Annotated in this window: 10 protein-coding genes, 1 tRNA gene and 2 riboswitches; all 11 genes read left to right on the top strand. The window is 64.3% G+C overall.

The features are described from left to right. Positions 1-2 precede the first annotated feature (2 nt). The 11 genes from Q0K43_RS08900 (at position 3) to Q0K43_RS08850 (ending at position 8,485) form a co-directional block, all read left to right on the top strand. Positions 3-77 (top strand) — tRNA-Thr (locus tag Q0K43_RS08900). A gap of 133 nt (positions 78-210) precedes the next feature. After that, positions 211-326: riboswitch (molybdenum cofactor riboswitch) on the top strand. A 71-nt stretch (positions 327-397) separates the two neighbouring features. After that, on the top strand, positions 398-1,423 hold the full coding sequence (locus tag Q0K43_RS08895; protein ID WP_297290197.1) for a molybdopterin-binding protein: 1,026 nt from the start codon (positions 398-400) through the stop codon (positions 1,421-1,423). Positions 1,424-1,425: 2 nt separating this feature from the next. After that, positions 1,426-2,616, top strand: coding sequence for a molybdopterin molybdotransferase MoeA (gene glp, locus Q0K43_RS08890; RefSeq protein ID WP_297290196.1), 1,191 nt, complete (start codon positions 1,426-1,428; stop codon positions 2,614-2,616). Between the two features lie 54 nt (positions 2,617-2,670). Continuing rightward, positions 2,671-3,150 (top strand): cyclic pyranopterin monophosphate synthase MoaC, encoded by a 480-nt coding sequence (gene moaC, locus Q0K43_RS08885; protein ID WP_297290195.1) that lies wholly within the window; start codon positions 2,671-2,673, stop codon positions 3,148-3,150. Then, entirely contained in the window at positions 3,143-3,646 is a 504-nt protein-coding gene (gene mobB, locus Q0K43_RS08880; protein ID WP_297290194.1) for a molybdopterin-guanine dinucleotide biosynthesis protein B, read from the top strand. The genes moaC and mobB overlap by 8 nt, the downstream gene beginning before the upstream one ends. Beyond that, a complete protein-coding gene (gene moaA / locus Q0K43_RS08875; protein ID WP_297290193.1) occupies positions 3,639-4,613 on the top strand; it encodes a GTP 3',8-cyclase MoaA in 975 nt (324 codons plus the stop codon). The genes mobB and moaA overlap by 8 nt, the downstream gene beginning before the upstream one ends. A gap of 4 nt (positions 4,614-4,617) precedes the next feature. After that, entirely contained in the window at positions 4,618-5,055 is a 438-nt protein-coding gene (locus Q0K43_RS08870) for an MOSC domain-containing protein (protein WP_297290192.1), read from the top strand. Between the two features lie 2 nt (positions 5,056-5,057). Next, positions 5,058-5,549: a MogA/MoaB family molybdenum cofactor biosynthesis protein gene (locus Q0K43_RS08865; RefSeq protein ID WP_297290191.1), complete on the top strand. Its 492-nt coding sequence runs from the start codon at positions 5,058-5,060 to the stop codon at positions 5,547-5,549. A 140-nt stretch (positions 5,550-5,689) separates the two neighbouring features. Next, positions 5,690-5,808, top strand: a riboswitch (molybdenum cofactor riboswitch). Beyond that, entirely contained in the window at positions 5,801-6,679 is an 879-nt protein-coding gene (gene modA, locus Q0K43_RS08860) for a molybdate ABC transporter substrate-binding protein (RefSeq protein WP_297290190.1), read from the top strand. (Overlaps the previous riboswitch by 8 nt.) A gap of 52 nt (positions 6,680-6,731) precedes the next feature. After that, positions 6,732-7,430 carry a molybdate ABC transporter permease subunit gene (gene modB, locus Q0K43_RS08855; RefSeq protein WP_297290189.1) on the top strand — a complete coding sequence of 233 codons (699 nt, stop codon included), beginning with the start codon at positions 6,732-6,734 and terminating at the stop codon, positions 7,428-7,430. Next, entirely contained in the window at positions 7,430-8,485 is a 1,056-nt protein-coding gene (locus Q0K43_RS08850) for a sulfate/molybdate ABC transporter ATP-binding protein (protein WP_297290188.1), read from the top strand. Before modB ends, Q0K43_RS08850 begins: the two co-directional genes overlap by 1 nt. The last annotated feature ends 94 nt before the right edge of the window (positions 8,486-8,579 follow it).

The following is an 8,579-nucleotide window of genomic DNA, read 5'->3' as shown; positions in this document are numbered from 1 at the left end:
ACGCTAGTGTGGCTCAGAGGTAGAGCAGCTCACTCGTAATGAGCAGGCCGTGGGTTCGATTCCCACCACTAGCTCCATGAAATTGCCCTCTTTTAAAAAGAGGGCGATTTTTCTTTCTGTGGCGACGCTTCTTCCCACATGATATAATATCTTCTCTATCCTGTCCCCGCTGACCATTGCAATATGACAAAATTTGTGCTATGCTGATTAAAATTCAGTATGCTCCGAGCGGTACCGCCTAAGGGCTTTGCCTATGGCGCTCCGCCAGGGCCGGTCTGGAAACGGGCCGACCTTCCGCTTTGAAAAGGGGCCGCTTTTCCCGGGGGGAAGTATACCCTCTCGGCCTGAGAGCGCCGCCTCAAAGCGGCGCTCTCTTTTTATTAAAGGAGGTTCTTCCATGAAGTTGATTGACACCTGCCAGGCGGTGGGTCATGTACTCTGCCATGACCTGACCCAGATCATCCCCGGCGTTACCAAGGACGCCCGGTTCCGCAAGGGACATATCGTCACTGAGGAAGATATCCCGGTGCTGCTGAGCATGGGCAAAGAGCATCTGTATGTATGGGAAAAGCAGCCCGGAACCCTCCATGAGAATGAGGCCGCCGACCGGCTGCGCGCCCTGTGCCAGAATGACTTTATGCACCCCACGCCGGTGAAGGAGGGCAAGATTGAACTGATCGCCGACGCAGACGGCCTGTTTCAGGTGGATGTGGAGCGGCTCAATGCTCTGAACGGCGAGGACGAGATCATGATCGCCACCCGCCACACCAATACCGCCGTCCACAAGGGGGACAAGCTGGCGGGTACCCGCATCATCCCTCTGGTCATTGACGAGGACAAGCTGCGGCAGGTGGAGGAACGGGCCGGAGGCACCCCTATCCTCACCCTCACTCCCTGGAAGCTGAAAACCTGCGGCCTCATCACCACCGGCAGCGAGGTGGCCAAGGGCCTCATCCAGGACAGCTTTACCCCTGTCATCATCCAGAAACTGGCCGCCTACGGCATTGAAGTCACCCACCACTGCCTGCCCGGAGACGACAGGGCCGCCATCACCGCCGCCGCCCTGGACTACAAGGCCAAGGGGGTGGATCTGATCCTGTGTACCGGCGGCATGAGCGTGGACCCGGACGACCGCACCCCCGGCGCCATCAAAGATACCGGCGCGGACATCGTGTCCTACGGCGCGCCCGTACTGCCGGGGGCCATGTTCCTGCTGGGCTACTTCGGGGACAACACCCCCATTCTGGGCCTGCCCGGCTGCGTGATGTATGCCAAGGCCACGGTGTTCGACCTGGTCCTGCCCCGCATTGCCGCAGGCGTGCGGATTGGCCGGGCCGACCTGAAAGCCCTGGGCCACGGCGGGCTGTGCCTGGGCTGCCCTGAGTGCCATTATCCCATCTGCCCCTTCGGCAAGGGGTACTGAGTATGTTCACCAATCTGTCCCTGGAGCAGGCTGTGGCCCGGATAACCGCCCCCCTCTCCCCCCTGGGCATGGAGCTGCTGCCCCTGCCGGAGGCTCTGGGCCGTACCCTGGCCTCGGATATGACCGCCCCCCTGGATCAGCCTCCCTTTGACCGCTCCCCGCTGGACGGCTACACCCTCCGCTCCGCCGACCTGGCAGGGGCCTCCCCCCAACACCCGGCGGTGCTGACCGTCACGGAGACCCTGTATGCCGGAGACGCGCCCCGCCGCCCGCTGGAACCCGGTCAGGCCGTCCGCATCATGACGGGGGCCATGCTGCCCCCCGGCTGCGACTGCGTGGTGGCCCAGGAGGATACCAACCAGGAAAACCCGGTGGCGGTCTACGCTGCGCTCCCGCCGGGCAAGAATTATGTCTACCAAGGGGAGGACTACCGGGCGGGCAGTCTGCTGCTCAGGGGGGGCGTCCGGCTGGACGCCGCCGCCCTGGGGCTGCTGGCCGGCGCCGGCATCACTGAGGTTCCCGTATGCCGCAGGCCAAAGGTGGGGCTGCTCACCACCGGGGACGAGGTGGTGGAAGCCGGTCAGCCCCTGCCCGCCGGGAAGATCTACGGCTCCAACCGGATGCTGCTCTCCGCCCGGCTGCGGGAACTGGGCTTTGAGGCGCGGGCCGCCCACCAGGGCGACTCCCCTGCCGCTGTGGCGGAGGCGATGGCGGAACTGCTGGCGGATTGCGACGCCCTCATCACCACCGGCGGCGTGTCGGTGGGCGACAGGGACATCTTCCACCAGGCCCTCCCCCTGCTGGGGGCTCAGCGGGTGTTCTGGAAGGTGGATCTGAAGCCGGGTACCCCCGCCATGTACTCCACCTGGCAGGACAAACCCATCCTGTCTCTGTCGGGCAACCCCTTCGCCGCCTTCACCACCTTTGAGCTGCTGGCCCGGCCCCTGCTGGCCACCCTGGCGGGGGAGGAAATGCCCCGATGGGGTGAGGGTGTGCTGGACACCCCCTTCCCCAAGGCCAGCCCCAGGCGGCGATTCATCCGGGGCCGGTATGAAGATGGACACATCACCCTGCCGGAGGGACACGCCTCCGGGATGCTCTCCTCCCTGGTGGGGTGCAACTGTCTGGTGGAGCTGCCGGCGGGCTCGCCTCCGGCGGCGGTGGGCACCCGGGTGCGGGTGCTGCTGCTGTAACCAGCGACGGGCCGATGTGGGCATCGGCCCCTACAAATTGTGCAGGAGGCTGTTATGGAACCTGTTTTCAATCACTTTGACGAGGCGGGCAACGCCATTATGGTGGACGTGACCGGCAAGGAGCCCACCTGCCGCACCGCGGTGGCCGAGGGGACCATCAAGCTCACCCCCGCCATTCTGGCGGCCATCACCGGCCGCACCGCAGCCAAAGGCGACGTGCTGGGTGTGGCCCGGGTGGCGGGCATCATGGCCGCCAAGCGCACCTGGGAGCTGATTCCCCTGTGCCATCCCCTGCTGCTCAGCCACCTGTCGGTGGATTTTGAAATTTTGGAGGAGGCCTGCGCCGTGCGGGCCACCTGCACCGTCAAGCTCTCCGGCAAGACCGGCGTGGAGATGGAGGCCCTCACCGGGGTGAGCGTGGCCCTGCTCACCATCTACGACATGTGCAAGGCCATCGACAAGGGGATGGAGCTGGGCGAGATCCACCTGGTTCACAAGGAGGGCGGCAAATCGGGGGTGTATGACCGTGAATAAGCCGCTGGTGGTGGCCATATCCGGGGTGAAAAATTCGGGCAAGACCACCCTCATCGAGGCCATGCTCCCCCTGCTGGTGGAGGCAGGTCTCACTGTGGCTGTGGTCAAGCACGACGGCCACCGCTTTGACCCCGACCCCTCCGGCACCGACACCGGCCGTTTCATGGCGGCTGGGGCGGCGGGCACCGCCATCTTTGACGGGGAGAAGTTCAAGCTGGTGAAGCGGCAGCCGGTAACGGAGCTGGATCTCATCGCCCAGTTTCCCGATGCGGATCTCATCCTGCTGGAGGGCTTCAAGCACACCGACTGGCCCAAGCTGGAAGTGGTGCGCAAGGGCAATTCAGAGACGCCGGTCTCCGATCCGGCCACCCTGCTGGCCCTGGTCACCGACCTGCCGCTGGACGGGTTGGGCGTGCCGGTGCTGCCCCTCCACGACCCGGCAGCCGCAGTTCGCTTCCTGCTGCGTCTGAGAGAGGAGGCGCTGTCCCATGCTTGACCAGTTTGGCCGGGAGATCTCCTATCTCCGCATTTCCGTCACCGACCGCTGCAACCTGCGCTGCCGGTACTGCATGCCCGCCCAGGGCGTGACATGGGTGGATCACAGCGCCATCCTCACCTACGAGCAGATCGTCCGCATCGTCCGGGCCTCCGCCGCCCTGGGGATCAAAAAGGTCCGGCTCACCGGTGGGGAACCGCTGGTACGCAAAGGTCTGGCCGGTCTGGTGGAGGCATTGAAGGCTATTGACGGCATTGCATCCGTCACCCTCACCACCAACGGCCTGCTGCTGGTCGAACAGTTGCCCGACCTTCTGCAGGCCGGGCTGGACGGGATCAATCTCAGCCTGGACACTCTGGACCGGGCTCAATTTGCTCATATCACCCGCCGGGACGCGCTGCCCCAGGCCCTGGCCGGGCTGGAGGCCGCCCTGGCCGCCCCCGGCCTGCGGGTCAAGGTGAACTGCGTCCCCACCGGGGAAAACGACGACCAGCTGATCCCTCTGGCGGAACTGGCCCGCAGCTGCCGGCTGGACGTCCGCTTTATTGAACTGATGCCCATCGGCCTGGGTTCCGCCCTCCCCCGCCGTACCGAGCAGGAGGTGCGGGAGATCCTAGAGCGCACCTTCGGCCCCGCCCTCCCCTGTCCCCAGGGAGGGGGCGACGGCCCGGGCCGGTACCTGACCTTCGCCGGCTTTACCGGCCGGGTGGGTTTCATCAGCGCCATGACCCATCAGTTCTGCTCCGGCTGCAACCGGGTGCGGCTCACCGCCGCCGGTTTTCTCAAAACCTGCCTGCAATACGACCAGGGGGTGGATCTGAAAGCCCTGCTGGAGGCCGGCGCAGACGATGCCGCCCTTCAGGCGGCCATTGGGGAGGCCATCCGAAGCAAACCGGCCAGCCACCACTTCGGCGGGGACAAGCAGGCTGCGGACGAAGGCCGCAACATGAATCAAATTGGAGGATAAGAACATGGGCAAAGTGATGGCCGTCTGTGTCAGTGAACAGAAAGGCACCCAGAAGAAAAATGTGGGCTCCGCCCAGTTCGTGGAGGACTGGGGTATCCAGGGCGACGCCCACGCCGGCAAATGGCACCGGCAGGTGTCCCTCCTCTCCCACGAGCAGGTGGAGGACTTCCGAGCCAGGGGCGCGGTGGTGGACCACGGCGCCTTCGGGGAAAACCTGGTGGTGGAGGGCTATGACTTCAAGGCTCTGCCCATTGGCACTCAATTCAAATGCAACGACGTGGTGCTGGAGCTGACCCAGGTGGGCAAGCAGTGCCACGCCCACTGTGAGATCTACAAAGTCATGGGGGACTGCATCATGCCCCGGGAGGGTGTATTCACCAAGGTACTCCACGGAGGCACCATTTCGGTGGGGGACGACCTCACCATCGTGGAGGAGGGCTGAATATGCGGGTAGCCATCATCACCCTCAGCGACTCCGGCTACGCCGGACAGCGGGAGGACAAAAGCGGCCCGGTGATCCGGGAACTGGTGGAGGGCGCGGGCTACGAAGTGGTTCACACCGCCCTGCTGCCCGACGGGCTGGAACCGCTGTCCTCGGAACTAAAGCGGCTGTGCGACAATGACCTGGCCGATTTGATCCTCACCACCGGCGGCACCGGCTTCTCCCCCACCGACCTGACCCCGGAGGCCACCCTGGCTGTCACCGAGCGTCCCGCACCCGGCATCGCCGAGGCCATGCGGTGGCAGTCCCTCCAGATCACCTCCCGTGCCATGCTCTCCCGGGCGGCGGCGGGTATCCGGAAACAGGCCCTCATGGTTAATCTGCCGGGCAGTCCCAAAGCGGTGCGGGAGTGCCTGGAGTTCATCCTCCCCGCTCTGGGCCACGGCCTGGAGATCCTCAAGGGGACTGCGGGCAACTGCGCCTCGCCGGAATAAACTGCGCTCCGTTCCGCCCGGCAGATGCCGGGCCTCCACTCCACTTCGTTGATTCCGGCTCTCCTCACGGGACCCGCTTCGCTGGGCTCCCGTGAGGTATGGAAGGACGACATGCGGATAAAGTGAGCCTGACGGCTCATTTTATATAAATTCTTCGAGCCCGTATCGCCTAAAACGTTTAACGTCATGGCGGCGGGCCGGGGCGTTCCTGGAAACGGGGCCGCCTACCATTTTGTAAAGGAGAATGCAGCATGAAAAAACTCGTATCCCTGGCCCTGACCCTGGCCCTGGCCTTAGGCCTGGCCGCCTGCGGCGGCGGCAATTCCGGTGCCGCCGAGAGCCCCGCCCAGAACAGCGACACCCCCGCCCAAACCACCCCCGCCCAGGCCGAGGAGGTGGAGGTGGTGGTATTCGCCGCCGCCTCCATGGAGGCCACCCTCACCCAGATCGCCGACCTGTACAAAGAGGTGGCGCCCAACGTGAAGCTCACCTTCACCTTTGACTCCTCCGGCACCCTCAAGACCCAGATCGAGGAGGGGGCGGTGTGCGACCTCTTCATCTCCGCCGCCCAGAAGCAGATGAATCAGCTGGACAGCGCCGACACCACCGGCACCAACGAGGGGCTGGACTTTGTGCTGTCCGACACCCGCATCAACTTTGTGGAGAACAAGGTGGTGCTGGCAGTCCCCGACGACAACCCCAAGGACATCCAGTCCTTCTCCGATCTGGCTACCAACAAGCTGTCTCTGCTCTGCCTGGGCAACGACGACGTACCTGTGGGGGCCTACTCTCTCCAGATCCTGGACACCCTGGGCATTGACATCACCGCTCTGGAGGCTGACGGCAAGGTGACCTACGCCTCCAACGTCTCCGAGGTGGCCAATCAGGTGAAAGAAGGGGCCGTGGACTGCGGCATCATCTACGCCACCGACGCCTTCACCTATGAACTGAACGTGGTGGATCAGGCCGCTGCCGACATGTGCGACCAGGTCATCTACCCCGCCGCCGTCCTGAAGTGCGGCGGCAGCGAAGCCAGCCAGGCCGCCGCCCAGGCCTTCCTGGATTACCTGCACACCGACGAGAACGCCATCAACCTGCTGGAAGGCGTGGGCTTTACCGTCATCCAGTAAAGATACGGGCCTGTCCCAAAGAGCAGGCCCCTTTGAAAAGGCAGGTACGTCTATGGATCTCTATCCCCTGTTCAACTCCCTGCGTATCGCGGCCATCTCCACCGCCCTCATCTTCTTTCTGGGCATTGCCGCCGCCTACTATGTGGCCAGGCTGCCCCGGCTGGTGAAGGGTGTGCTGGACGTGATCCTCACCCTCCCCCTGGTCCTCCCCCCCACCGTGGTGGGCTACTTCCTGCTGCGGCTGCTGGGGCCAAAGCGCACCATCGGGCTTTGGGTGCTGGATACCTTCGGCCTGCGGCTGACCATGGTGTGGTACTCCGCCATCTTTGCCTCGGCGGTGGTGGCATTTCCCCTGATGTACCGCACCGCCCGAGGCGCCTTTGAGTCCTTTGACGTCACCCTGGCCCAGGCGGGGCGCACCCTGGGCAAGTCCAACACCTGGATCTTCTGGCATGTCATGATGCCCTGCTGCAAACAGGGCATCATCGCCGGCACCGTGCTGGCTTTCGCCCGGGCCCTGGGCGAGTACGGCGCCACCGCCATGATCGCAGGGTATACCCCCGGCAAGACCGCCACCATCTCCACTACGGTGTACCAGCTTTGGCGCACCGGCGACGACGCCGGAGCCATGCAGTGGGTACTCATCAACCTGCTTATCTCCGCGGTGGTGCTGCTGTGTGTCAACATGCTGGAAAAGAAGGATCGCCGGCCCCGCCGCCGGGCCGCACCGGTCTCCGGGGAGGTGGAGTGATGAGGCTGGAAGTGGATATCCACAAAAACTTCGGTAACTTTCAGCTGGACGCCTCCTTCTGCACCCAGAGCGGCGCCGTCACCGGCCTGCTGGGCGCCTCCGGCTGCGGTAAGAGCCTGACCCTCAAGTGCATTGCCGGCATCGAGCGGCCGGATCGGGGGCGCATTGTGCTGGACGGCAGGGTACTCTTTGACTCTGAGCAGAAGATCAACCTGCCTCCTCAGCAGCGGCGGGTGGGTTACCTCTTCCAAAACTACGCCCTCTTCCCCAATATGACTGTGGAACAGAACATCGCCGTGGGCGTAAAGGACAAGACCGCCCGGAAAGAGACGGTAAACCGCCTGATCTCCTCCTTCTATCTGGAGGGGCAGGAGCGCAAGTACCCACGGCAGCTGTCCGGCGGGCAGCAGCAGCGGGTGGCGCTGGCCCGTATTTTGGCCAGCAGGCCGGAGGTGCTGCTGCTGGACGAGCCTTTTTCCGCACTGGACAGCTACCTGAAATGGCAGGTGGAACTGGAATTGGCCGACCTGCTGTCGGCGTTCGACGGCCCCGTCCTCTTCGTTACCCACAACCGGGACGAGGTGCAGCGGCTGTGCCAGCAGGTGTGCGTGCTGGACAACGGCGCTTCCCAGGCCATGATGCCGGTGCATGAACTCTTTGAGGCGCCCCGCACCCTGTCGGCCTGCCTGCTGTCCGGCTGCAAGAACGTGTCCCGGGCCAAGGCCACAGCGGACGGCATGGTGGAGGCCCTGGACTGGGGTGTGACCCTGAACCCGGGCCAGCCTCTGCCGGAGGGTCTGACCCACATCGGTGTCCGGGCACACTACATCAGACCCGTGAATGGCCCCGGCCCCAACACGCTCCCCTGCAAAGTGGAGCGGGTGGTGGAGAATGTGTTCTCCACGGTGGTCATGCTGTCCACCCCCGGCGGCAGCCAGGGTTTCTCCCGGCTGCGCATCGAGCTGGAGAAGGATCGCTGGGCGGCCCTGGCGGGACTTGACCCCCTGTGGCTGGAACTGCCCTCAAAAGATTTGCTGTTGCTAACCAGCAATTAAAAAGCGTCCCCACGGCGTTGAACTGCTCCAAATTGTGCGGACAGTACAAAAAAGCGCCCTGGTAGGAAAAATAAGTTTTAGGTGGAGAGGCGCC

It is taken from the genome of uncultured Flavonifractor sp. (assembly GCF_944383115.1).
Taxonomy (GTDB): domain Bacteria; phylum Bacillota; class Clostridia; order Oscillospirales; family Oscillospiraceae; genus Flavonifractor.
The sequence above is the reverse complement of the archived record's forward strand: the minus strand, read 5'-3'. Positions and strand labels throughout refer to the sequence as shown.

Coding starts and splice junctions, on each gene's coding strand:
- Q0K43_RS08895 (WP_297290197.1), top strand. CDS start 398: ATGAAGTTGATTGACACCTGCCAGGCGGTGGGTCATGTACTCTGCCAT.
- glp (WP_297290196.1), top strand. CDS start 1,426: ATGTTCACCAATCTGTCCCTGGAGCAGGCTGTGGCCCGGATAACCGCC.
- moaC (WP_297290195.1), top strand. CDS start 2,671: ATGGAACCTGTTTTCAATCACTTTGACGAGGCGGGCAACGCCATTATG.
- moaA (WP_297290193.1), top strand. CDS start 3,639: ATGCTTGACCAGTTTGGCCGGGAGATCTCCTATCTCCGCATTTCCGTC.
- Q0K43_RS08870 (WP_297290192.1), top strand. CDS start 4,618: ATGGGCAAAGTGATGGCCGTCTGTGTCAGTGAACAGAAAGGCACCCAG.
- Q0K43_RS08865 (WP_297290191.1), top strand. CDS start 5,058: ATGCGGGTAGCCATCATCACCCTCAGCGACTCCGGCTACGCCGGACAG.
- modA (WP_297290190.1), top strand. CDS start 5,801: ATGAAAAAACTCGTATCCCTGGCCCTGACCCTGGCCCTGGCCTTAGGC.
- modB (WP_297290189.1), top strand. CDS start 6,732: ATGGATCTCTATCCCCTGTTCAACTCCCTGCGTATCGCGGCCATCTCC.
- Q0K43_RS08850 (WP_297290188.1), top strand. CDS start 7,430: ATGAGGCTGGAAGTGGATATCCACAAAAACTTCGGTAACTTTCAGCTG.